Source organism: Streptomyces gottesmaniae, from assembly GCF_031845845.1.
Taxonomy (GTDB): Bacteria; Actinomycetota; Actinomycetes; order Streptomycetales; family Streptomycetaceae; genus Streptomyces; species Streptomyces akebiae.
This window is the reverse complement of record NZ_JAVRFJ010000012.1, coordinates 108,776-131,454: the sequence shown is the minus strand read 5'-3', so window position 1 is coordinate 131,454 and position 22,679 is coordinate 108,776. Positions and strand designations below refer to the sequence as shown.

Sequence of the window (22,679 nt, the reverse complement as noted above, 5' to 3'; positions counted from 1 at the left end):
CGGGGCGGGTGTGGCTGAGCGCGCCGTTCCCCGCGCCCCTGCAGGGGCAGGGTGGGCGTCGGGGTCTCAGGTGGTGGAATTCGGTCGCCCTGTGGCCGGCGAACTGTCAAGGCTGGAGCCATGGTTGATGGATCTCTCTACCTGGCGTTCCTGGTGGCGGCGTTCGCGCTCTGCGTGACTCCCGGACCCGACATGATGTTCATCGTGGCTGTCGGAGGGCGGGGCGGCCCGGCGGTCGGAGTGATGGCGGCGGCGGGGGTGGCCTGCGCGATGCTGGTGCACACCGTGGCCGCGACGTTGGGACTCTCCGCCCTCTTCGAGACGCTGCCGGTGCTCTACTACGTCCTGCGGTGGCTGGGCGCCGCCTACTTGCTGTACCTCGCGGTGAAGGCGTTCCGCGACCGGTCCGTACCCGGAGACGACGAAGGCGCGGAGTCGGGCCCGGCGGCGTACGGCCGTGCGGGCGCCGGGCTGCGGCGGGCCTTCTGGCAGGGCGCCGTCACCAACCTGCTCAACCCCAAGGTGATCCTCTTCAACGTCGCCTTCCTGCCCCAGTTCGTCGACCCCTCCCTAGGCCACGTACCCGGCCAGCTCCTGGTGCTCGGCTGCACGATCGTCCTCATGGGCTTCCTCTGGGACGGCGCGATCGGGCTCGTCGCCGGCCGCCTCACCCAGGTTCTGCGACGCAGTCAGCGGGTGGCGCGGGGGCTCAACATCTTCACCGGGACGGTCTTCGCGGGGCTGGCGGTGCGGTTGGCGACGGCGCCGAAGTGAGACCGGGGTGTCAACTTCGGGTTGACACTCCCATGCCGTCAACCTAGGGTTGACGCATGACGACGAATCCGCGAGTCACCGCCTCCATCCGTCTCGACGAGCTCATCGAAGCCATCAAGAAGGTGCACCCGGAACCGCTCGACCAGCTCCAGGACGCGGTGATCGCCGCGGACCACCTCGGCGACGTGGCCGACCATCTGATCGGCCACTTCGTGGACCAGGCCCGGCGTTCGGGCGCCTCCTGGACGGACATCGGGCGGAGCATGGGCGTCACCCGGCAGGCCGCGCAGAAGCGGTTCGTCCCGAAGGCCGAGAACGACCTCGACGCCAGCCAGGGGTTCAGCCGCTTCACCCCCCGCGCCCGGAACGTGGTCGCGGCCGCGCACAGCGAGGGCAAGGCCGCCGGCGCCGTCGAGGGTCTGCCCGCCCACCTCGTCCTCGGGCTCCTCGCCGAACCGGACGGGCTCGGGGCCAAGGCGCTCGTCGCCCAGGGCCTCTCCCTCGAGGCCGTGCGGGAAGCCGCCACCGCCGTCCTGCCACCGGCCTCGCCCGAGGTGCCCGAGCTCATCCCCTACGGCGCCGACGCCAAGAAGGTCCTCGAACTCACCTTCCGCGAGGCCCTCCGCCTCGGCCACAACTACATCGGCACCGAGCACATCCTGCTCGCCCTCCTGGAGTTCGAGAACGGCGTGGGAGTGCTGAGCGGGCTGGGTGTGACCAAGGAGGCCACCGAGGCGGACGTGGCCCGAGCCCTCCAGGCGATCGTGCAGGGGCAGGGGCAGGGGGAGGAGCAGGAGTAGGAGCAGGAGGTAGGCAGAAGGGCGGGGTGGCGGCTGTCGGCTGTCCGTCCCTTCGTCCGGTTCCCGCGTCGCACGGCCGTTGTCAGACCCCCCTGTCACACTCGCACCCATGACCGACCGGTGGGTGCTCGCGACGGCCGAGGACGGGGGTGTGGAGGTCGCCCCGCTCGGGCCCGACGGGCTGCTCGCGGGGGCCGTGACCCGGGAGCCCGATCTCGCCGAGGCGGTGCGGCGGCGCGGGCCGCAGGTGGGGCGGTGGGTGTGGCGGGCCACCGGGGAGGTGTATCCGCGGCTGCTCGCCACGGGGGTGCGAGTCGAGCGGTGCTATGACATCGAGGACGCCGAGAGCCTGCTCCTGGGGCACGAGGGGCGCCTCGGTGAGCCCCACTCCGCTGCCGCCGCCCTCGCCCGGCTCCGTCGCGCGCCCGTGCCCCCGGACCCGCCCCTCCGCTCCGCCGACCCCGGCGCGCAGCCCTCCCTCTTCGAACCCCGCCCCGTCCACGTCCCCCTCACCGACCTCGTCGAGGTCTACGCGGACCAGCAGCGACGGCACGACGCCACCGCCCACCCGGACCGGATGCGGCTGCTGACTGCCGCCGAGTCGGCCGGGATGCTCGTCGCCGCCGAGCTGAACCGGGCGGGGCTGCCGTGGCGGGCCGATGTCCATCGCGACGTGCTGCACGAGATGCTCGGCGAGCGGTACGCGGGCGGGGGCGAGCCGCGTCGGCTCGCCGAACTCGCCGAGGAGGTGTCGCACGCGTTCGGGCGGCGGGTGCGGCCCGATCTGCCCGCGGACGTCGTCAAGGCCTTCGCCCAGGCCGGCATCCGGATCCGCTCCACCCGGCGCTGGGAGATCGAGAGCCTCGACCACCCCGCCGTGAAGCCCCTCCTGGAGTACAAGCGGCTGTACCGCATCTGGGTCGCCCATGGGTGGTCCTGGCTCCAGGACTGGGTCCGGGACGGCCGCTTCCGGCCCGAGTTCCTCGCGCACGGCACGGTCACCGGGCGGTGGGTCACCAACGGCGGGGGCGCCCTCCAGATCCCCAAGGTGATCCGCCGCGCCTGCGTCGCCGACCCGGGCTGGCGGCTCGTCGTCGCCGACGCCGACCAGATGGAACCCCGGGTGCTGGCCGCCATCTCCCGTGACCCCGGGCTGATGGAGGTCGCGGGCCGCCCCACCGATCTCTACCAGTCCGTCTCCGACCGCGCCTTCTCCGGAAACCGCGAGCACGCCAAACTCGCCGTGCTCGGTGCGGTGTACGGGCAGACGTCCGGGGACGGGCTCAAGAATCTCGCCGCGCTGCGCCGACGGTTCCCGCGCGCCGTGCGGTACGTCGACGACGCGGCCCGCGCAGGCGAGGAGGGCCGGCTCGTACGCACCTGGCTCGGGCGTACGTGCCCACCGGCGGCCGGTGCCTCCGACGACGCCGGCGAGGAGGCAGGTCTCCCGCAGGACGACGGTGACCGGGACGTCCGGGAGCGCGGGCAGGGCGACGAGTGGGTGCCCGGGTACGCGTCCACCAACTCCCGGGCCCGGGGCCGCTTCGCCCGCAACTTCGTCGTCCAGGGCAGCGCCGCCGACTGGACCCTGCTCCTCCTCGCGGCCCTCCGCCGGGCCCTCGACGGCATGGCGGCCGAGCTGGTCTTCTTCCAGCACGACGAGGTGATCGTGCACTGTCCCGAGCGGGAGGCGGAGGCCGTGGTGGCGGCGATCCGCGAGGCGTCGGAGCTGTCGGGGCGGCTGGCGTTCGGGGAGACGCCGGTGCGGTTTCCGTTCACCACGGCGGTGGTCGAGTGTTATGCGGACGCGAAGTGAGCACGATCGACCGAGGCACAGCGGTGCCGGCTCACAACCGCCGCAGTCCAGGGATGGAGAACAGAACCACATGGCGTGGTCGGTAGGCCGGCCCGTGCCCTGGCGATCCGCCGCGCCCGGGCTGGTCGACCACCTCCCGCGGCCCCTACACAGCGCGGTCCTTCAGTAGTTCCCTCAGCTCCACCGCCACCGTCGAGTCCGTGCCGTCCAGGATCGACTGTGCGCGCTCCCAATCGCGGTACGCCTCCGCCGTACGGCCCCCGGCCCGGAGCAGCAGCCCCCGCTGGTGCCGGGCCAGGGCCACGGCGTACTGGTCGGCGCGGCGCTCGGCGAGGTCGAGGAGGACGGCGCACTCCTCGGCCGCGCGGTCCGCGTGGCCGAGTTCGCGCAGGGCCCGGACCAGGCCGAGCCGGGACTTGGACTCGCCCTGCCAGTCCTCGTCGTCACCGAGGATGCGCAGGCTCTGCTCGAAGTGGCGTACGGCGGCGGCCGGTTCGCCGAGGCGGAGGTGGGCGTAGCCGATGTTGCAGTGCGCGGTGTGCCGTACGACGAGACTGTCGGCGATCTCGCCCAGCGCCAGGCTGCGTTCGTGGTGGGCGATGGCGGCGCGTGCGTCGGTGTGCTTGTACAGGTTGCCGAGGTGGCTGAAGGTCACCGCCTCGCCGTAGGGGTCGCCGAGTTGCCGGGAGAGCTCCAGGCTCTCCCGGAGCGTCTCCTCGCTCTCCTCGTACCGGCCGAGGCTCTCCAGTACGAGCCCCCGGTTGTTCAGGCAGCGCCGTACGCACGACACCACTCCGAGGCGGCGCCACAGCTTCAGGCCCTCGTCGTTGAGGGCGAGCGCCTCCGAGGCCCGGCCGGACATGAAGTGCAGCCCCGCGCGGTCGGTGAGGGCGAACGCCTCCGCCTCGTCGTCGCCGAGGGACCGCGCCACGTTCAGCGCGTGCCGTCCGAGCACGTCCAGCTCGGCGAGCCGGCCGCCCCGGTGCAGATAGGGGAAGAGGTGGCGGACCAGGGTGGGGACGAGTGCCGCCGCGCCCGTCCCGGCCGTGCCCGCGGTGCGGCCGTCGCCGTGGTCGCGGGCGCAGCGTTCCACCAGGGCGACGATGGTGGGGAGTTCGCGGTCGCCCCAGGCGAAGGCCTCCTCGGCGGAGGTGAAGGGCGGTTCCGTGGACGGCCACTCCCCTGAGGGTTCCGCGGCCGTCGCCGGCGCCGGCGCCGTCCTCGTGCGGAGGCGTTCGTCGCGCTCGTACCCCGGTGGCAGCATCACCAGCAGGCTCTGCCGGGCGCGACCGGTGTACCAGCGCAGGGCCTGCTCCACGGCCGCGGCGGTCTCGGTGGTGGTGGCCGAGTCGGCGAGTTCACGGGCGAAGTGACGCACGAGGTCGTGGGGGACGTACCGGCCGTACGTCGTCTCCTCCAGGAGGGCCACGTCGACGAGGCGGTCGAGGGCGGCCTCGGCGCGGGACTCGTCGGTGCCGGTGAGGCGGGCGAGGAGGGGTGCGCCGTAGGCGGGCAGGTCGAGGGCGCCGATGCGGCGGAGGGCGTGGGCGGCGTCGCGGTCGGCCTCGCGGTCGGAGGCGCGCAGGGCCTCGTGGGCGACGGCGAGGGAGCGGCGGACGCTCAGGTCGTCGTATTCGAGGTGCTGCAACCGCCCCTCGGTGGCGGCCAGTTGACCGGCCAGCGCGTCCGGGGTGAGGGCGCGCCGGGCGGCGAGGCGGGCCGCGACGACGCGGAGGGCGAGCGGGAGGCGGCCGGTGAGTTCGACGAGGGGGTGCGCGGCGTCCAGACCCGCCGCGCGACCCGAGGCGGCCCGCAGCAGGGCCGCGCTCTCGTCGTCCGACAGCGGGGCGAGCGGGAAGCGTTGGGCGCCGTCCAGCGCGGTGAGCGGCGAACGGCTCGTCACGATGACCGCGCAGCCGGGGCCCGCCGGGAGCAGGGGGCGCACCTGGGCGGCGTTCGCGGCGTCGTCCAGGACCATCAGGGTCCGGGTGGGGGCGAGGGTCGAGCGGAGCAACGCGGCCGCCGCGTCCGGGTGTTCGGGGATCCGGCGGGGGGCGGTGCCGAGGTCCCGCAGGAGGGCGGCGAGGGCCTGGGCGGGGGTGAGGGGGGTCATGCCCGGGGTGGCGCCGTGGAGGTTGATGTACAGCTGGCCGTCGGGGAAGTGTTCGGCGAGTTCATGGGCGAGGTGGAGGGCGAGGGCGCTCTTGCCCACGCCGGCCATGCCGCTGATGACCGCCGTCGGCAGCGCGGGGCGCCGACCGACTCGGGGGGACCCGTGGGTCGGCGGGTGCGGATGCGTCGCGGCTTGTCGCGCGGTTCCCCGCGCCCCGAGGGGGGTGGGGGCGCGGGTCGCTTCGTACGCCCCCGTACCCAAGGTCCTCCGCAGCTCTGCCAGCGCCTCCACCCTGCCCGTGAAATGAGCCGGTGGCGGCGGGAGTTGGGCCGGGCGCGGTGGGGGGTCGGCGGAGGTGGCGTCCGGGGAGGGCCCCGGTGCGTGTGCGTCGGGCTCTCGCAGGATCTCCACGTGGGCCTCGCGCACGGCCGGGCCCGGCTCCACGCCGAGTTCGTCGAGGAGGCGGGCCCGGAGGTCGCGGTGCACGGCGAGGGCCTCGGCCTGGCGGCCCGTGCGGTGCAGGACGAGCATGAGGAGCCGGTGGAAGGCCTCGCGCAGGGGGTGCTCGGCCACGAGGGCGGCGAGTTCGGGGGCGAGCGCGCCGAGCGCGTGCGCCCCGGCGGTTTCCGTCTCCGCCCCGCCGGGTTCCGCCCCGCCGGGTCCCGCCCTGTCGGCCGCGAGGTGGAGTTCGGCGTCGTACCGTCGCTCCAGGAGCAACAGCCGTGCCTCCTCCAGGCGTTGGACGAAGGCCTGGGCGCGGAACTCCTCGACCGGCAGACCGCCGAGCGGCTTCCCCCGCCAGAGGGCGAGCGCGGCGGTGGACTCGCGTACGGTCCGGGCCCAGTCGCGTTCGGCGTGGGCGGTGCGGGCGGCACGGGCGTGGCTCTCGAAGACGCGGACGTCCAACTCGCCCTCGTCCACCCGCAGCAGATAACCGGGCGGGACCGCGCGCAACCGCTCGGGGTCGTCCAACAGCCTGCGCAGCCGGGTCACATGGTTCTGCAGGGAGGCCTGCGCGGAGGGCGGTGGTGCCGCGTCCCACAGCACGTCCTTCAGGGTGTCGACGGAGACGACCCGCCCGGGTTCGAGCAGCAGTGCGACGAACAGGGCTCGCATCTTGCCGCTGCCGACGGACCGTACGCCGCCACCGGAACCCGCGGCGTCCCCGGCGACTTCGGTGCCCTTCGCGCCGCCCCCGGCCCCGTACAGAACCGGCGGACCGAGCAGTCCGAACCGCAGCCCGTCCCGCATAGAACCCGTCCGCTGCCTTTCCGCACCGTCGTTCCGGGCCCACCCCGCGGCGACCTGCCGCCGCCTCCCGTACGGCTCCTCGTGGAACCGTTGGGCTCATGTTAGCGATCCGTTGGCGGGACCTGATGTGATCACTTCATCGGATCCGGCGACGACGGCGCACGCGTGAGACGCGTAGCTCGGGGGAGTGCCGCCGCCGCTGCCGGATCCGGGAACCGCACAAAGCGCTGTGCCCCGGTCGGCGGGGGTGAACGACCGGGGCACTCGTGTGTGCGGGATGCGGGGTGGGGCGGCCCTACGAAATCGACGGGCGGCTGTGCGCCACGGAATCGACGGGCGGCTCCGCCCTACCGAATCGGCGGGGCCCTACAGAATCGGTGAGCGGCCGAGTCGCGTCAGGCGCCAGACCGTCCGCCAGCTCATGGGCCGGCGCTCGCCGCCCGACTCGCGCCAGCCCTCCACGAAGCCGCTGAACCAGGCCTTCAGACCGCCCGCCGAGCGCATCCGCAGCAGGGTGATGAGGACCCACACCCCCAGGTGGACGGGGACGAGGGCGAGCGGCAGGCGGCGGCGGGCGAGCCAGACGCGGTTGCGGGCGTTGACGCGGTAGTAGATGGCGTGCCGGGCCGGTGAGGTCTTCGGGTGCTGGAGAAGCAGTTCGGGGGCGTACAGCACGGTCCAGCCGGCGTCGAGCGCCCGCCACGCCAGGTCGGTCTCCTCGTGCGCGAAGAAGAACTCGGCGGCCCAGTCGCCCGTCTCGCCCAGCATGGCCATGGACAGGGCGTGCCCACCGCCGAGGAACCCGGTGACCGGGCCGCCGCGCATCGGGTCCTTCGCGCCGACCCTCGGTACGTGCCGCCGCTGGGTCTCGCCGTGCTCGTCGGCGATCCGGAACCCGACGATGCCGAGGCGCGGGTCGGCGGCGTACAAGTCCCGTACGCGGCGCAGCACATCGGCGTCGACGAGCAGCCCGTCGTCGTCCAGTTCGACGACGACGTCGACGTCACCGAAGGCGCGCAGCCGCTCCAGGGCGACGTTCCGGCCGCCGGGGCAGCCGAGGTTCTCGTCCACCTCGATGAGGGTGACCTCGCCGGGCAGGTCCAGCCGTTCGGCGAACTCGGGGAGGGGGCAGCCGTTCCCCACGATCACGATCCGCTCGGGCGCGACGTCCTGCTTGGCCACGGAGGCGAGCAGCGCGTCCACCTCCGCGGGCCGATTGCCCATCGTCACCACGGCGACAGCGACCCGAGGCCCGGCCTCCACCACGACACCAACCCCATTCCGTCCACGGACCGCCGACGACGACCGGCGCGGCCGACGACCGTCGACCCCGTTCCCGTCCTCCACCGACTGTTTACGGCCGGGATGCTAGTCGTTCACGCCGGAGACTTCGCATCGACTCCTCGACTTCGCTGCTCAGGCCCTTCGCCGTCCCGCCGCGCGGCCCCCGCCACTCCACCGACCCCGGCTGTCCCCCGCGCACTTGATTACGGATCAGACCCCTCGCCGCCGCCGGTCATTCTCGGCCGTTTCCGCCCCGCACGACCGTTTCCGCCCTGCGACGGTCTTCACGGCCCTCTTCACGGCCCTCTTCGCGGCCCTGACCGCGTTCACGCCCTCCCGGGGGCCGGCGGCCTGGATCTACGCTTCCGGCATGGTGGAGCGGAGATGGCGCAGAGAGCTGCGCGGGTCGCGGGTGTGGCGCGTGCCGGTCATGACGCCGGAGGAGGCGGCCCGGTGGAACGCTGTCAAGCGGTACGTCCAGCCGCGCGCCGACCGGCGGAGCATCGGCCGGTACGGGGAACTGCTGAGCGGCCGGTTCCTGCGGTTCGAGGGGGCCACCCGGCGGCGGTTCCTGCACCCTCTGCTCGCCGACGCCGCCTCCATCACGGACGCCGACCTGGACGCCCTGCTCTTCGAGGGCTGGCGGCCCCGTCTCACCGCCGCGTGGCTGATCGGCATATCCCGGCGGACCTCCTACCGCCCCTGCCTCGGTGAACTGCTGCTGGCCAGCGAGACGGTGTACGCGGGCCTGGGCTACTGCTTCGCCCTGGCCCGTTTCGGCACCCACGAGGACGCGGAGATCCTCGCCGCCTACCTGAACCGTTATCTGCCCCGCACCGACCTCCGCTACGACCAGCCCGTGGCCATGGGTGCCCTCCTGTACGTCGACAGCCGTCTGGGCACGGCCCACGCGGCACCCTTTGCCGCGCCCGGCGGCCCCTACCACCGCTGGGTGGACACCGTCGTCCACGAGTCGGACCGCCCCGCGTACGCCCCCGACCGGGAGCTCACGGGCATGACCCGCCTCTGCGACTTCGCCGACGGCTGGACCACGCCCGACTGAGGTGACGAGTTCCTCGACGGCGGGACCGCGTCACCTGGCCGAGGTGACGGGCGGCCGAGGACGACTCCGGTGGACAGGTGCGAGCGGACCGGGGCCCGGGGCAGTCGCGGCCCTGGTGAGGGTGTGGTTCCTCGGCTAGGGTCCCGCCCCATGATCTCTGGGGCGGAGCCGGCCGTCGACGCGACGGTCGTGCGGTACGGTCTGCGGCGCTTTCTCTGGAGCCTGTTGTTCGTGCCGGTGACGCTCGTCTCGGGTGGGCTCGGCGTGGCGGAGGCGGTGTACGGCCGCGACAGCGACGGCCTGTTCGCCATCTGGGGCCCCGTGGTGTTCATCCTGATGGCGCTGGTGTTCGCCGTTCCGGTCGTCTCCGCCTGGCGTCGGCGGCGATGGGTGACAGCCTTCGACGCGACGGGATTCTGGTGGATGCGGGGCAAGGAGATCGCGCTGATCCGCTGGGACTCGCTCGCCGGAGTGGGCGTCTACTGGACGCACCAGGTCTTCACCGTCGAACTCTGCCCCCGGGACGAGATCGACCGCGACGACCCGCTGCTGTGGCAGTTCGTCCGTGACACGGAACCGCTCCGGCCAGGACTGCCCCGCCTGCGGTACCGCATCCGCCTCCCCCACTCCCCCAAGCCCTACGAGAAGGCCCTGCGCCAGTGGGCGCCGGAGCTGTGGTTCGGCGTGGTGGCGCAGCCGCCGTCGTACGCGGGACGGCCCGACCGGGCGGGGCACCGGGAGCGCACGGCGAGGCGCGGAGAGGGCTGACCGTCGGTGTCACACGCCTCTCCCGCCGTGACAGGACCTGACCACTCCCTTGCCTGGAGCGCCAGTCGGCGCTCCAGGTCGCGGTGCGGACGCAGGTGTCAGGCCCGCAGCGGGTTCGAGCGGACCGCTGCCATCAGGTACCAGGCCGTGGCGCCCGTGTGGCGGTACGGGTAGTAGCCGAAGCCGAAGCCGGTGTCGAGGGGGCTGCTGGCCGAGACGATGCCGGAGCGGTCGGGGAGGGCGCGGCCGCCGACGGTCTGGGCGGTGCCGAGCAGGTCCTGGGCGCGTTCGAGAGAGGCGAGGAGGCGCCGGGCGCGCGTCTCATCGCCGCGCGCGCCCCGGTCGCGCAGGGCGAGCGCGAGATGGGCGGTGCCCTCGAACCAGACACCGTTGCGGTTGGGCTTGGGCTGGAACTCGGCGATGGGCGTGTCCTCGTTCGCGAGGAGACTGGCCGAGCTGAAGGTCACGCCCTCGTACGACTGCCCGGCCGGGACCGTGCTGTTGCGGCGCTCGGCGTGGTCGAGGACGGCGAGTTCCCGGGCCGCCCAGTCGAGGGAGCGCGCGTACCGGCCGGAGTCGAGAGCGAGGTGGGTCCAGGTCTGGGTGTCCTCGGGGATCGGTGACCTGTTGACGGTGACGCCGTCGTTGGTGCCGGTGTAGAAGAAGCCGCCGGACGCGCCCCTGCCGGGCTCCCACATGCCCTTCACGAAGGCCTCCGCCCGGGCCCGCCGCTGCCACCACACCCGGTCGCCGGTGAGCCGTGCGAGCCGTCCGAACAGACAGATCAGGTCGGTGTTGTGCTCGGTCGAGGTGAACGGCAGTTTCTCGTTCGCCCCGTTCACTCCGAACTTGTAGCCGCCGAGGGGCTCGTCGGTACGACCGGTCCGCTCGATCCACTCCCCGATCCGCACGGCGGCGGCCAGGAACCGTCGGGCGCCGGTCCGCCGGGCCAGCGCGCTCAGCGCGATCCCCGCCCAGGCCATGTCCCCCACGGCCGTCCCCGTGAAGCCGAACTGGGTGCCGACGTTGGCCGTCCCGTCCGCCCGGACGAATCCGTCCGGCTGCGGTACGCCGTCGTAGTAGACGTACGGCCCGACGTTGTACGCCTGGCGCAGCCGGCCGTCGTCGTACGCCGGGTCGTGCTCCTGGGCGTAGATCAGCGCGTCCCCGAGCGCCAACGCCCTGGCCCGTCCGTCCTCGGTGCGCACGGCGAGGTGGGCGAGGATCGCGAGGGCGTTGTCGTAGGTGAAGGCCGTGCTGAACAGGCCGGCCTGGTCGGTGTAGCTCTGGGTCAGCCGCACGTCGCCGTGGTCGAGGTAGGCGTCCATGGCGGCGGCGAGGAAGGCGTGCCCGCGCCGGGGGGCCGAGCCGCCGGACGCCCTGGGCACCCCGGACGCCTCGGACACCCCGGACGCGGCGTGGGCCGGGCCCGGGCCGACGACGGTGAGGGCCGCCGCCGCGCCGAGGCCGGTGCCGAGGAGCCTGCGGCGACTGAACGCGTGGGCTCGTCCGCCGGATCTACCGGTGCTTCCGGTGCTTCCGGTGCTTCCGGGACTGCCGTTGCTTCCGGTACTGCCGGTACTGCCGGTCATGGGTCTCCCTTGCCGGTACGAGGTAAGAGGTGCGGGTTCGCGGGGATGCGGGCCGCAACGGTGCGAGGCACGCCCGGAGCCGTGTTCTGAGAGCGCTCTCAAGCGGATGGGGGCTCATTCTGCTGGTGCGCACGACGCGGGTCAACGCCCCTGCGGGGCAAGGCGGGTGGGGGCGCGGGCGGGCTCCGCCACGCGCACCCCGGCCGCCGGGAACGGCTCCTTGTACGCGGGCCACCTTCTCCAACAGCTGCCCGACACCACAGCCTGACAGCCTGACACCACAGCCCGACACCACTGCCCGACACCACTGTGCGATCCGGTCGCCTCCTACTCCGTGCGCAGCCCCCTGGCCGTACGCGTCCCCGCCGCCCACCCCGCCGGCAGCAGCGCGCCCGCCACCGCGATGACCAGCCCGCCCAGCGCGAGGGGGGCGAGCACGGGCCCGTCGTACACGGCGAGGACGGTCTCCGGCAGGTTCATGCCGACGGCGTCTCCCATGAACGGCGTGACGATCCCGTGCAGGGCGATCCCGGCGGGGACCGCGACCAGCCCGGCGAGCAGGCCGACCCCGGCGACGGAGACGACGACCATGGCCACGGTCTGACGGGGTGTCATACCGAGGGCCTTGAGGACCGCGAGGTCGCGGACCCGCTCGCGGGTGTCGAGAACGACCGTGTGGAGGACACCGAGCCCGGCGACCACGACCAGCATGAGCGTGAGCATCCCGATCAGCGCGTCCATGGCCACGATCACGCTGGAGGAGTTGCCGCTGTCGGCGTGGGCGAAGGCGGCGAGGCCCGCGCCGTCGAGCCCGCGGTTCAGCGTGTCCAAGTACTGCCCCGGATCGGTGCCCGACGCGGTCCGCACGTGGAACCGGCCGGGCAACGCCTCGTCCCCGAGCCCGAGTTCGGTGAGGGTGGCGGTCGAGGTGAGGAGTGCCATGCCCTCGTCCTGGGTGAAGAAGGCCTCGCCGACGATCCGTACGGTGGCCCGTCGGCCCTTCTCCTCGAGGGTCACCGTGTCCCCGACCCCGATCCCGGCGGCCGTCAGGAACCGCGCGGTCACCACCGCCTGGCCGGGTCCGTCGAGCCAGTGCCCCGAGACCATTTCGGGCGCGCCCCACGCCGAGTCGCCCTCGTACGCCACCACGGTCGTCGCCCCGGTGACCCCGGAGACGGCGAGCTGGGCCTGGGCCGTGCCGTAGAACCGTCGGGTGCCCTGCTGGTCGCGGAGCACGGTGGCGACGGCCTCCGGATCGGCCCTCTCCGGCCGGTCGTCCGGCCCGCCCGGGCCCCCCGCCCCTTCGGCCGGCACGACCTGGGCGCCGGGCGGCCCCTGACCGCCGCCCGCCTCCACCACGACCGAGCCGGCCGGGTCGAGCATGCGGCTCTCCTGGACCGCGCCCAGCGTCAGGGCGAGCCCGACGGCGAAAGTGACGGACAAGGCGCCGAAGGCGACCGCCGCGGCCACCGTGGCCGACCGCGCGGGCCGGGCGAAGGGATGCGCCAGGCCGAGCCTGATCGCCGGCGGCAGCAGTGACAGCGGTCGGGCTCCGAACGGCCGGGCCACCCGCCTGCGCTCGGGCCCACCGCGCCCTGCCCCTCCGGCCCCTCCCCCCACCGCGATCGCCTCCACCGTCCGCAGGCGTCCGGCCCGCAGCGCCGGGACCACGGCGGCGACCGCGACCATCAGGAGCGCGGCGCCGGGCACCACGACGTCCACCCAGACCGGGATCCCTCCGGCCGGTGCGCCGAACGCCTCCCCCACCTCGTTCAGCACCGGCAGCGCCAGCACGTTGCCGAGCACCACCCCGAGGACAGAGCCGACCGTCGCCGGTACCAAAGCCTGTGCCACATACGCCCGTACGACCTGCGCGGGCGTGAACCCGAGCGCCTTGAGCACCCCGATCCGCCGGGTGGCCGCCCCCACGGCCCCACCGACCACGATCCCGATCACCAGCACCGACAGACACAGCCCGAGCACCCCGAACGCCGCCAGGAACGGCACGAACGCCATCGCGTTCGCCGTCTCGTCCTGCTTCACGGTCAGATACGACAGCGCCCCGCTCATCGCCCCCTCCGGCACGTCCGCGACGATCGCGGCGCGGGCGGCGGTCATGTCGGCCTCGGTGGCGGCCTGCCGGAAGCGGTAGAGCATCTCGTACGCGGTCGGACCGTCCTGGGCACCCGACGCGTCGCCGCCCTCGGCAGCGCTGCCGACGCCCCCCGCGTCGCGGGCCTCCCCCGCCAGCGCCTCCGCCTGACCCGGCGTCACCCAGGCCTCGCCCGTGCCGGTCACCGAGCGGGCGATGCCGACCACGGTCAGCGTCGGGCCGCCCGGCGCGTCGGGGAAGGCCAGCCGGTCGCCCGGCCGGAGAGGCCCGGCGTCGCCGGCCAGGACGATCTGGCCCGGCCGGGTGGCCCACTCACCCTCGATCAGGTCGATCACGTCGACGGGTCCGCCCGGTTCCGGCCGGCCGACGACGGTCATCGGTGGCAGGTCGACTCCGGCCGGCAGAAACTCGGACCCCGTGACGGTGCGGGGCCGTACCGGGACGACCGGGAAGGGCCCGGCCGCGGCGGTCACGCCGGGCGCGTCGGCGGTCGCCGCGAGCCGCGCCGCCGTCACCTTCGTCCCGTCGAACTGCCCCGTCAGATGCGCGCCCCGCTGCTCCGCGAAGGCCCGCTCGAAGGGCGCCCGTGCGGCGACGAGCAGCCCGACCGCGAGCACGGACGCGGTCACGGCCATCAGCGTCGTCAGCACCATCACGACGGTCCGCACCCGCCGCCGCCCGACGCCGGCCCGCACCACCCGCCCGAGCGCGCTCACCGAGCCACCGCCGCCGCGCCCGAGCCGCCGCCCACGACGCCGCCGGGGCCGTTGCGCGGGCCTTCTGCCGCGTCGATTCCCCGGTCGCTCCGCCCCTCGCTCCGCCCGTCGTCCCGCACCGCGTCGCGCACGATCCGGCCGTCGACGAGTTCGACCGTCCGGTGCGCGCAGGACCGGGCCAGGCGTGGGTCGTGGGTGACGAGGAGGATCGTCTGGCCGTCCGCGTTGAGTTCGGTGAGGAGGGCGCGGACGTCGTCGCCGGACGCGGAGTCGAGCGCACCGGTGGGCTCGTCGGCGAGCAGCAGGGCCGGACGGTTCATCAACGCCCGTGCCACGGCGACCCGTTGCCGTTCACCACCGGACAACCGCCCGGGGTACGCGTGGGTGTGCCGGTCGATGCGGAGGTACTCCAGCAGGCCCGTCGCCCGTCGGCGGGCCTCGGCCCTGCCCAGGCCCGCCAACTGGGCGGGCAGCAGCACGTTGTCGATGACGGTCAGGTCGTCCAGCAGATGGAAGAACTGGAAGACCATACCGACCTTGGCCCGCCGGTACCGCGCCGACCCGGCCTCGCCCAGCCGGTCCACCCGTACACCGTCGACCGTGACACTCCCCGAACTCGGCCGGTCCAGCCCCGCGATCAGGTTGAGCAACGTCGACTTGCCGCTCCCCGACGGGCCGATGACGCTCACCGCCTCCCCGGCCCGCACGCGCAGCGAGACCCCGTCGAGCGCCGGCGGTCCCTCACCGCCGTACGCCCTGCGCACCTCACGGATGTCGATGACGGGCGTGCCGTGGTCGCCGGTGACGGTGGGCGGGGGCGACGGCGGGGGCATGGTCATGGGGCCTCCTCAGGAGGGTGGTCGGTGTGTGGAACCGACGCTAGGGACGGCCCCGCGCCCGGTCGTCCCCCACAGCGGCGAGCCCTTCTGCCGTACCGGACGGACCCCGCGCGCACGTCATCCCCGAGATGTACGCGGACGATGTACCGTCCGTCCCCACCACGACGGATGTGACGCCCACGCCCGCTTGCCACACTGATCGCATGGGTGGCGGGGAGACGCGGGGAGACGGGCCGGGGGCGCAGAGCGCCTCGGCGGGTGGTGCGGCGCGTCTGTGGGGAGTTCTGTCTCGGCTTCTGTCGTTGCGTCTGTCGGGGCTTCTGTCGCGGCTTCTGTCGTGGTCGGTGCTCGGACGACGGTGGTGGGACGGTCTGCCCTCCCTGCTCCGTGCCACGACCCCGCCACCCCGCCCGACCCGCTGGGCCTGGACCGCCGACGCGTGCCTCGCCTTCCTCCTCGCGGCCTGCACGGTGGTGGCGACGACGGCACAGGACGTGAGCGGGGACCCGCGGTTGCCGGGCAGGGCGCTCACGCCGGACCCGGGGGCCGGGCCGGTGCCGCCCGAGGCCCCGCCCGTGCCGACGCCCCCGTACCTGACGCAGGACTTCGGTGCCCCCCACGCCTGGCAGTTGCTCCTCGCCGCCCTGACCGCGCTGCCCCTGCTGGTCCGGCGCCGCTACCCGCTGACCGCGTTCTGGGCGGTGATCGTCACGACGATGCTGTTCAACCAGCGGGTGGGCTCGGCCGAGGCGACCGGGTACACGTTCCTGACCTGCGTGGTCGCCGCGCACAGCGCGGCCGTCCACAGCCCGTACCGGCTGCGCGCGCTCGTCAGTCTGGTGGCGGGCGCCGCCTTGATCGCGACGTTCGCCGAGGAGAACTTCCCGTACGTCACGCCGGGCGTGATCCCCTTCCTCGTCCTGCTCGGCGTGGGGCTCGGCGCCAACGCCATCCATACCTGGAAACAGCGCGTGCACGCTCTGCAGGAGCAGCAGGAGGCGGCTACGCGTCTGGCGGTCGAGCACGAACGCGCCCGTATCGCCCGGGAGTTGCACGACGTCGTCACCCACAATGTGAGCGTGATGGTGATCCAGGCGGGCGCGGCCCGCAAGGTGATGGACGTCGCCCCCGACCGGGCCCGCGAGGCCCTCCTCGCCGTCGAGACGGGCGGCCGTACGGCGATGACCGAACTGCGCCATGTGATGGGCCTGTTGACGATGACCGAGGAGGATCGGCCGCCTACCGCCGAGACGGGCCCGACCGGAGCGTGGAGAGGCCCGACCGACTCGGGCTCCTGGCCGGGCTCCAACGGTGCCGGCTCCGGCACCGGCTCGGGGTGGGACTCCGGTGCGGGCTCCGGCACGGGCTCGGGGTGGGACTCCGGTGCGGGATCCGGCACCGGCACCGAGTCTGGCCCCGGTTCCAGCTCCGGCTCCGGATCGGGCTCCGGCTCCTGGAAAGGGCCGGCCGACGACACCGAGTTGGCTCCGCAACCGGGCCTGGGCCAGCTCCCGGCCCTCACCTCGCGCGTCCGCGCCTCCGGCGTCCCCGTGGAGCTGATCGTCACCGGCACCCCGTCCCCGCTGCCACCGGGCGCCGACCTGGCCGCGTACCGCGTCGTCCAGGAGGCCCTGACGAACACCGTCAAGCACGCCGCGGGCGCCCGGGTGCGGATCACCGTCGACCACACGCCCACCGCGCTCCGCCTGGAGATCACGGACACCGGCGGCCTCCCCACCCCCGCGGCCGCCTCCGGCACGGGCCGCGGCCTCCTGGGCCTGCGCGAACGCCTCACCGTCCACGGCGGCACCCTCCGCACGGGCCCCCGCCCGACCGGCGGCTACCGCGTCCAGGCGGTCATACCACTCGACCCACTGGGCCCACCCGAGACACCTGACCCACCTGACCCTGACCCACCTGCCGAAAGGGCGCCCAGAAGCGCCCCGCCCCTTGAGGAGCACCCGTGACGGCCGGTCACCCCTCTGCCACGTCCCCGGCAGAGGCGGACCGCCCCCGGGTGGTGATCGCCGACGACCAGGCCCTGGTCCGCACCGGCTTCGGCATGATCCTCTCCGCCGACGGGATCGACGTGGTCGCGGAGGCGGCCGACGGGGACCAGGCCGTCGAGGCGGTCCGTCGCACCCGTCCCGACCTCGTCCTGATGGACATCCGCATGCCCGGCACCGACGGCCTGGAGGCGACCCGGCGCATCCTCTCCGGCACGGTCCCCGACCCGCCGCGCGTCCTCATGCTGACCACCTTCGACCTGGACCGTTACGTCTACGCCGCCCTCACCGCCGGCGCCAGCGGCTTCCTGCTCAAGGACGTCACCCCCGAGCACCTGGTCGCCGCCGTCCGCCTGGCCCGCACCGGCGACGCGCTCCTGTCCCCCGCCATCACCCGCCGCCTGATCGAACGCTTCGTCTCCCCGACCCCCGAGACCCCCGCCCTCCACCGCGACCTCGCCCCCCTCACCCCCCGCGAACTGCAGGTCCTCCGGTCCCTCGCCACCGGCCTCAGCAACACCGAACTGGCCGCCCACTTCCGCCTCAGCGAGGCCACCGTCAAGACCCATGTCGCCCGCATCCTCGCCAAGCTCCGCCTCCGCGACCGCGCCCAGGCCGTGGTGGTGGCGTACGAGACGGGCCTGATCGTGCCGGGCGTGGCAGCCGGGACGCCGACCGCCGAGGAGTAGCCCCGTCCCCGAGTCCCCCGTCTACCGTCCCGGCCCCGGCCCCGGCCCCGGCCCCCATACCTACTCCACCTCCACCGAGACGTGCCCGGACAGCGCACGGAGGAAGTCGGCCGCGTCGAACGCCGCCCCGGCCGAGAGCACCCCGGTCCCCTTCACCCGCCCCTCGATCACCCGCCGTACGGCCTCCACCGCGAGCGGCGCGCTGACGGCGTAGATGTCCTGTCCGCGCGCCGTGGCCCGCCGTTCCACGTCCCCGGACCGGACGACGACGTCGACGACGAAGGTCTGCGCGGACCGCCCGTGGGCGTCGACGGCGGCCGGTGCGGGGGTTTCGGGGGCGGCCAGATCACGCGCGGCCTCGACCGTCATGTACGTCCGCACCTCGGTGACGGTGAGATGGCTGGGCACGGTGACGATGTCGGCCATGCTGAACTCCCCGATCACGGCGCGGGTCCCCATCGGCTCGGGGAAGTCCCACTTCGTGGCCGGCGCCGCGTCGTCCCGGTACTCCAGCCGTCCGTCGGCGTACCGGACCCGTCGCCCGCCCCTGCGTTGCCGCGAGACCGCGCCCGCGTCCCGTGTCCCCGCCGTGGGGTGCCATCCGCTCAGCCCGTACGCGATGTGCGCCTCGTCCGCCGCCGACCAGCCGGCCGCCTCGGTCGCGGCGGTGACCAGCAGGTCGCCCAGTCCGCCGAAGAAGGCCATGGCGGGCACCACGACGACCCCCGCCGCCCGCGCCTTCGCCCCGAACTCCGCGAACGTGTCGAGATTGGCCTCGATCTCGGCCGCCACATCCACATACGGGATCCCGGCGCGCAAGGCCGCCTCGATCACCGGCGCGGCCGTCTCCGCGAAGGGCCCGGCGCAGTTCACCACGGCGTCCGCACCGGCGAACGCCCGGTCCAGCGAGGCTGGTTCCTCGACCGAGGCGACCCGCACCCATCCTTCCGGTCCCTGCCCCGGCTCTGGCTCCGGCTCCGGGCCCGCCTCCCCCGCCACGAGCGCCAGCAGCTTCTCCGCGTTCCGCCCGACGAGCAGCGGCACGAACCCCCGCGCCCGCAACTCCGCCACCACGAACCGCCCGGTGTGCCCGGAAGCCCCGAACACCGCGACCGTACGCCCCGCCCTCATCAGCTCTCCCCATCCGTCATTCGCCACCGTCACCATGCCGATCACCGGCACCATCACCGTCACGCTCACGGTTACGGTCACGGTCACCGTCGACAGAGCGTCGACCGCCCCGCCCGACGACCATCCTTCCGGCCACGGCCATCCACCACGAGTGTCTGAAACGACGAGCCCCGTACACTTTCCGACATGCCCCCACCGGGACCGCCCACCATCGCGCTGGCCGTGACCGACGGCATGCTCCATTTCGAACTGTCCCTGGCCTACGAGGTGTTCGGCTCCGACCTCTCGCACCTCGTGGACCCCTGGTACGAGTTCGCCCTCTGCGGCCCGGGCCCCGTCTCCGTGGGCCGCTTCCGCCTGGAGCCGGACCACGGCCTGGACCGGCTACCGCACGCCGACACGGTGATCGTCCCCGGCTGGGCCGATCTGGACGTGGCCCCGCCCGCCGACCTGGTCGACGCGGTCCGCGCGGCGCACGAGGCGGGCGCGCGGATCGCCTCGCTGTGCACCGGCGCGTTCGTGCTGGCCGCCGCGGGCCTGCTGGACGGCCGCCGGGCGACCACGCACTGGGCGCACACGGACATCCTGGCCACCCGATTCCCGAAGGTGGAGGTCGACCCGGACGTCCTCTACGTCGACAACGGCAGCGTGCTCACCTCGGCGGGCAAGGCCGCCGCGATGGACCTCTGTCTGCACCTGGTCCGCCTCGACCACGGCTCGGCGGCCGCCAACGCGGTGGCCCGTCGGCTGGTCGTCCCCCCACACCGTTCGGGCGGCCAGGCCCAGTTCGTCCCCGCCCCGGTTCCCACCCGGAGCGACCACCCGCTGACCGACCTGCTCCCCTGGGCCCTGGCACGCCTCGACCGGACCCTGACCGTCGAGGACCTCGCCCGCCACGCGAGCATGAGTTCCCGCACCCTGACCCGGCACTTCCGCGCGGCCACCGGCACCACCCCGCTCCAGTGGCTCCTCACCCAGCGCATCGGCCGCGCCCAGGAACTGCTGGAGACCACCACCGACAGCATCGACGCCATCGCGACCACCACGGGCATGGGGACCGCCGCCACCCTCCGCCGCCACTTCAACCGCACCCTCGGCGTCCCCCCGGACGCCTACCGCCGCACCTTCCACGCCTCCCAGCCCGACACCCGCTGACTACGTACTGCACACCGTCCTCAACGGCGCCCGCCGGTCGGGCTGCGTCTCCGCCACGTTCTGTACGTCGGTCAGCAGTCCCGGCACGTCGAGGTCCTCCCCGGCGGCGGCGCGGGCGATCGTCAGGAGGACGGCCTCGTAGAAGGCGTCGCGGACGGCGGGGGGCATGACGTCGGAGGCGTCGAGGCAACGGGGGCCGGAGCCGGTGAGACGTTCGGCGATCTCACGTTCGACGGAGCCGCCCTCCGGTCGCACCCGCCGGTTCGCCGAGAAGACGTCCGCGGCCTCGGCCCACTTCCGCTGGCCCTCCCGCGAGGCCAGCCGCTCGATCAGGTCACCGGCCCGCGGGCGGTCGCTGAACAGCGCGGCGAAGTCACCGGTCACCTCGTGGCCCCGGACCCGGTAGCCGCCGCCGGGCAGCAGGGGAGCGGAGTCCATCAGACCCGCCCGCCGCCCCTTGTCCCCGTAGAAGGAGCGGGCGAAGGAACCCTGGTGCTCCAGCGCGCACCCGTCCTGACCGTCGAAGAGCAGCCCGTACTCGCCGGGGGCGCCGCGGTGATCGGTGAGCAGGGCGCGCCCGGCAGCCGCCTCGTCCTGCCGGAGCAGACCGGCCCACGCCTCCCACGCCCCACGCACCGCAGGCCCGGTCCAGGGCACCGCGGGGTCGCCCAGCGCCCACTTGCCGTAGACCTCCGGGCCGTCGCGTTGCAGCACGAGGTCCTCGATCCAGTCGCTGCCGGGCCAGCCGGACGCTCCGTCGTCGCCCATGCCGATGCACCAACTCTTCAGCAGGGCAGGCGAGTTCGCGGGGCGCTCCCCCTCGCGGTACCAGACGATGCTCTTCAGGTCCGCCTTGACCGGCACCCAGTACGCGTCCTCCCCGGGTGTGCTCACCGGCTTCCAGGGGGCGCCGTACTCCTCCGCGGCATAGAGACCGTTCAGCGACTTCAGGAGGTCCTGGTCGGCGTACTCGGCGAGTTCACCGACACCCGGCATGATCGCGATGTCCGGGGGTTCCCCCGACTGCACCTTGGACAGCAGCACCTCGCGCTGGGCCGCGGTGCCCTGGTACTCGAAGGGGATGCCGAAGCTCCGCAGCACGTCCTCGAACTGCTCGCCCTGTTTGTCGGTCCACGGCCCGAGAATGGTCACCGGTTCGTCGTCCCGCTCCGACCAGACCGCCACCATGCCGCCGGCGCAGACCAGCAGCAGCGCCGCGAGCAGCACCAGCACCTTGAACCGCCGGGTCACCGCCGCCTCCAGTAGTCGCTGTCGAGCCGGAGGCCGAGGCCGACCAGCGGCAGGACGACGATCAGCAGACCGCCGGTCAGGGTGCCCTGGTACACCCGGTCGGTCCAGGCGTCGTCGGCCAGGACGCTCCGCACCTCCTCCGACTTGGCCGTGACGGTCCGCTGCGCGCGCTCCAGTTCCAGGCCGCAGCAGGAGTCCCTGGAGACCTCGGTGATCTCCCGCAGGTCCCCGACGACGCTGTCGAGGTCGTCCTGGGCGGACCGCATCGTCAGCAGCGGGACGACGGCGAGCAGCACGGTGAGGGCGAAGGCCGCGAGCAGATACGGGTTCCAGTCCCTGCCGCAGCGGTCGCGCAGCACGAACAGCGCGGAGAGGAGGGTGAACGCCAGCGCCACCAGAGCGATTTCGGCGGTCCACCAGCCGCCGCGCTGCAGCCACCCCTCGGTGACGGTGGCCTCGGCGTGCTTCATCTGGACCTGCTGCATGTCGTCCAGACGGGGGACGAGTCCCACGCCCCGGCGGATGAGCAGCGAGCGCGCCTCGGTGAGCTTCTGGTGCCGCATGAGCGGCTGGTCCCGGTACATGACCGTGCCGAGGGTGAGGGAGTTGCTGTAGGTGGCGAGCAGACCGTTGACGGTGCCGAGGTCCTGGTCCGTGCGGTCCGCGATCCTGGACAGTCCCTGGTCGGCGGCGGAGAGCTGGGCCCGGTAGGTCTCGCCGCGGCCCGCCACGTCGACGAACTCCCGCTCGCCCAGGGCGCGGGCCTCGCGGTCGGCGCGCAGCACCGCGAGGCGGGTGGCGGCGAGCCCCTGGACGGCCGGCGCCTCCTCGTCGGCGAGGGCCCCGGCGCCGCTCTGGATCTGCCGGCAGGACGCGAACAGGGCCCCGGCCGCCACGAGCGTGCAGACGGCCAGCACGACCAGATGCACCTCCAGCAGCCGCCGCGTCCGCCACCGCCCCAGCCGGCTCCGCCAGAAACCACCGAGGGAGTACGACGGCGTCCCTCGCCGGCGGGAGGCACGCCGGGAGGAGGCACGCCGGGAGGCGAAAACCGCGGGTCCGCCCTGGCGTGCGGACGCGGAGAAGCCGAAGAACGCGATCCCCCGCCTCCCTGCGGACCGCCGTGCGGACAGCCGTGCGGACGACGCGGTCCCTTCCCGTAGAGCCACCGCCGGGCTCCCGCTCGGGGCGACGGAGGAGAGGCATCGGCTCGGGTCGCCGCCGACCGCGGCTCGTCCTCGCCGAGCCGCGCCGATAGGCCGACCGCCCCGCGAAGCCCCGGCCGACGGCCCGGCCGACGGTCCCTCACCAAGGGCCC

At 73.9% G+C, this 22,679-nt stretch carries 16 protein-coding genes; 8 read left to right on the top strand and 8 right to left on the bottom strand.

The genetic code is table 11. From position 1 onward, the window contains the following. Positions 1-120: 120 nt before the first annotated feature. The 3 genes from RM704_RS15930 (at position 121) to RM704_RS15920 (ending at position 3,390) form a co-directional block, all read left to right on the top strand. The gene (locus tag RM704_RS15930; protein ID WP_033524675.1) at positions 121-774 is read left to right on the top strand and encodes a LysE family translocator; all 654 of its coding nucleotides are present in this window, start codon (positions 121-123) and stop codon (positions 772-774) included. Positions 775-830: 56 nt separating this feature from the next. After that, complete coding sequence (locus RM704_RS15925; RefSeq protein ID WP_033524674.1) at positions 831-1,574, top strand: Clp protease N-terminal domain-containing protein; 744 nt, start codon at positions 831-833, stop codon at positions 1,572-1,574. A 109-nt stretch (positions 1,575-1,683) separates the two neighbouring features. Further along, positions 1,684-3,390 (top strand): bifunctional 3'-5' exonuclease/DNA polymerase, encoded by a 1,707-nt coding sequence (locus RM704_RS15920; protein WP_033524673.1) that lies wholly within the window; start codon positions 1,684-1,686, stop codon positions 3,388-3,390. A 145-nt stretch (positions 3,391-3,535) separates the two neighbouring features. Here RM704_RS15920 and RM704_RS15915 read toward each other — a convergent pair whose 3' ends face one another. Both RM704_RS15915 and RM704_RS15910 read right to left on the bottom strand, forming a co-directional pair. Further along, entirely contained in the window at positions 3,536-6,754 is a 3,219-nt protein-coding gene (locus RM704_RS15915) for an AfsR/SARP family transcriptional regulator (protein ID WP_033524672.1), read from the bottom strand. Between the two features lie 366 nt (positions 6,755-7,120). After that, the gene (locus tag RM704_RS15910; protein WP_033524671.1) at positions 7,121-8,020 is read right to left on the bottom strand and encodes a glycosyltransferase family 2 protein; all 900 of its coding nucleotides are present in this window, start codon (positions 8,018-8,020) and stop codon (positions 7,121-7,123) included. A gap of 388 nt (positions 8,021-8,408) precedes the next feature. Here RM704_RS15910 and RM704_RS15905 point away from each other — a divergent pair, with 388 nt between their 5' ends. Both RM704_RS15905 and RM704_RS15900 read left to right on the top strand, forming a co-directional pair. Next, a complete protein-coding gene (locus RM704_RS15905) occupies positions 8,409-9,101 on the top strand; it encodes a DUF6000 family protein (protein WP_311590692.1) in 693 nt (230 codons plus the stop codon). Between the two features lie 150 nt (positions 9,102-9,251). Next, positions 9,252-9,869 (top strand): hypothetical protein, encoded by a 618-nt coding sequence (locus RM704_RS15900; protein ID WP_052145772.1) that lies wholly within the window; start codon positions 9,252-9,254, stop codon positions 9,867-9,869. A gap of 98 nt (positions 9,870-9,967) precedes the next feature. Here RM704_RS15900 and RM704_RS15895 read toward each other — a convergent pair whose 3' ends face one another. The 3 genes from RM704_RS15895 to RM704_RS15885 form a co-directional block, all read right to left on the bottom strand. After that, a complete protein-coding gene (locus RM704_RS15895) occupies positions 9,968-11,461 on the bottom strand; it encodes a YyaL domain-containing protein (RefSeq protein ID WP_033524670.1) in 1,494 nt (497 codons plus the stop codon). Positions 11,462-11,788: 327 nt separating this feature from the next. Continuing rightward, positions 11,789-14,290, bottom strand: a complete 2,502-nt coding sequence (locus RM704_RS15890; protein ID WP_311590689.1) for an ABC transporter permease — start codon at positions 14,288-14,290, stop codon at positions 11,789-11,791. After that, a complete protein-coding gene (locus RM704_RS15885; RefSeq protein ID WP_078936890.1) occupies positions 14,287-15,129 on the bottom strand; it encodes an ABC transporter ATP-binding protein in 843 nt (280 codons plus the stop codon). Before RM704_RS15885 ends, RM704_RS15890 begins: the two co-directional genes overlap by 4 nt. A 344-nt stretch (positions 15,130-15,473) precedes the next feature. On the opposite strand from RM704_RS15885, the gene RM704_RS15880 reads away from it, so the two are divergent. Both RM704_RS15880 and RM704_RS15875 read left to right on the top strand, forming a co-directional pair. After that, positions 15,474-17,096: a sensor histidine kinase gene (locus RM704_RS15880; RefSeq protein WP_311590688.1), complete on the top strand. Its 1,623-nt coding sequence runs from the start codon at positions 15,474-15,476 to the stop codon at positions 17,094-17,096. Further along, complete coding sequence (locus RM704_RS15875; RefSeq protein WP_311590687.1) at positions 17,093-17,824, top strand: response regulator; 732 nt, start codon at positions 17,093-17,095, stop codon at positions 17,822-17,824. Before RM704_RS15880 ends, RM704_RS15875 begins: the two co-directional genes overlap by 4 nt. 60 nt (positions 17,825-17,884) lie before the next feature. On the opposite strand, the gene RM704_RS15870 is transcribed toward RM704_RS15875, so the two are convergent. After that, positions 17,885-18,955: a saccharopine dehydrogenase NADP-binding domain-containing protein gene (locus RM704_RS15870; protein WP_033524796.1), complete on the bottom strand. Its 1,071-nt coding sequence runs from the start codon at positions 18,953-18,955 to the stop codon at positions 17,885-17,887. Between the two features lie 186 nt (positions 18,956-19,141). Between RM704_RS15870 and RM704_RS15865 the strand changes: the two genes are divergently transcribed. Then, positions 19,142-20,110, top strand: coding sequence for a helix-turn-helix domain-containing protein (locus RM704_RS15865; protein WP_033524668.1), 969 nt, complete (start codon positions 19,142-19,144; stop codon positions 20,108-20,110). Here RM704_RS15865 and RM704_RS15860 read toward each other — a convergent pair whose 3' ends face one another. Then, the gene (locus RM704_RS15860) at positions 20,111-21,361 is read right to left on the bottom strand and encodes an extracellular solute-binding protein (protein ID WP_033524667.1); all 1,251 of its coding nucleotides are present in this window, start codon (positions 21,359-21,361) and stop codon (positions 20,111-20,113) included. Then, positions 21,358-22,530, bottom strand: coding sequence for a hypothetical protein (locus RM704_RS15855; RefSeq protein WP_311590685.1), 1,173 nt, complete (start codon positions 22,528-22,530; stop codon positions 21,358-21,360). Before RM704_RS15855 ends, RM704_RS15860 begins: the two co-directional genes overlap by 4 nt. Positions 22,531-22,679: the final 149 nt, after the last annotated feature.

Excerpts from the sequence above, each read along its gene's own strand:
- RM704_RS15905 (WP_311590692.1), top strand. The coding sequence starts at position 8,409 with ATGGTGGAGCGGAGATGGCGCAGAGAGCTGCGCGGGTCGCGGGTGTGG.
- RM704_RS15900 (WP_052145772.1), top strand. The coding sequence starts at position 9,252 with ATGATCTCTGGGGCGGAGCCGGCCGTCGACGCGACGGTCGTGCGGTAC.
- RM704_RS15885 (WP_078936890.1), bottom strand. The coding sequence starts at position 15,129 with ATGACCATGCCCCCGCCGTCGCCCCCGCCCACCGTCACCGGCGACCAC.
- RM704_RS15915 (WP_033524672.1), bottom strand. The coding sequence starts at position 6,754 with ATGCGGGACGGGCTGCGGTTCGGACTGCTCGGTCCGCCGGTTCTGTAC.
- RM704_RS15870 (WP_033524796.1), bottom strand. The coding sequence starts at position 18,955 with ATGAGGGCGGGGCGTACGGTCGCGGTGTTCGGGGCTTCCGGGCACACC.
- RM704_RS15865 (WP_033524668.1), top strand. The coding sequence starts at position 19,142 with ATGCCCCCACCGGGACCGCCCACCATCGCGCTGGCCGTGACCGACGGC.
- RM704_RS15930 (WP_033524675.1), top strand. The coding sequence starts at position 121 with ATGGTTGATGGATCTCTCTACCTGGCGTTCCTGGTGGCGGCGTTCGCG.
- RM704_RS15895 (WP_033524670.1), bottom strand. The coding sequence starts at position 11,461 with ATGACCGGCAGTACCGGCAGTACCGGAAGCAACGGCAGTCCCGGAAGC.
- RM704_RS15920 (WP_033524673.1), top strand. The coding sequence starts at position 1,684 with ATGACCGACCGGTGGGTGCTCGCGACGGCCGAGGACGGGGGTGTGGAG.
- RM704_RS15925 (WP_033524674.1), top strand. The coding sequence starts at position 831 with ATGACGACGAATCCGCGAGTCACCGCCTCCATCCGTCTCGACGAGCTC.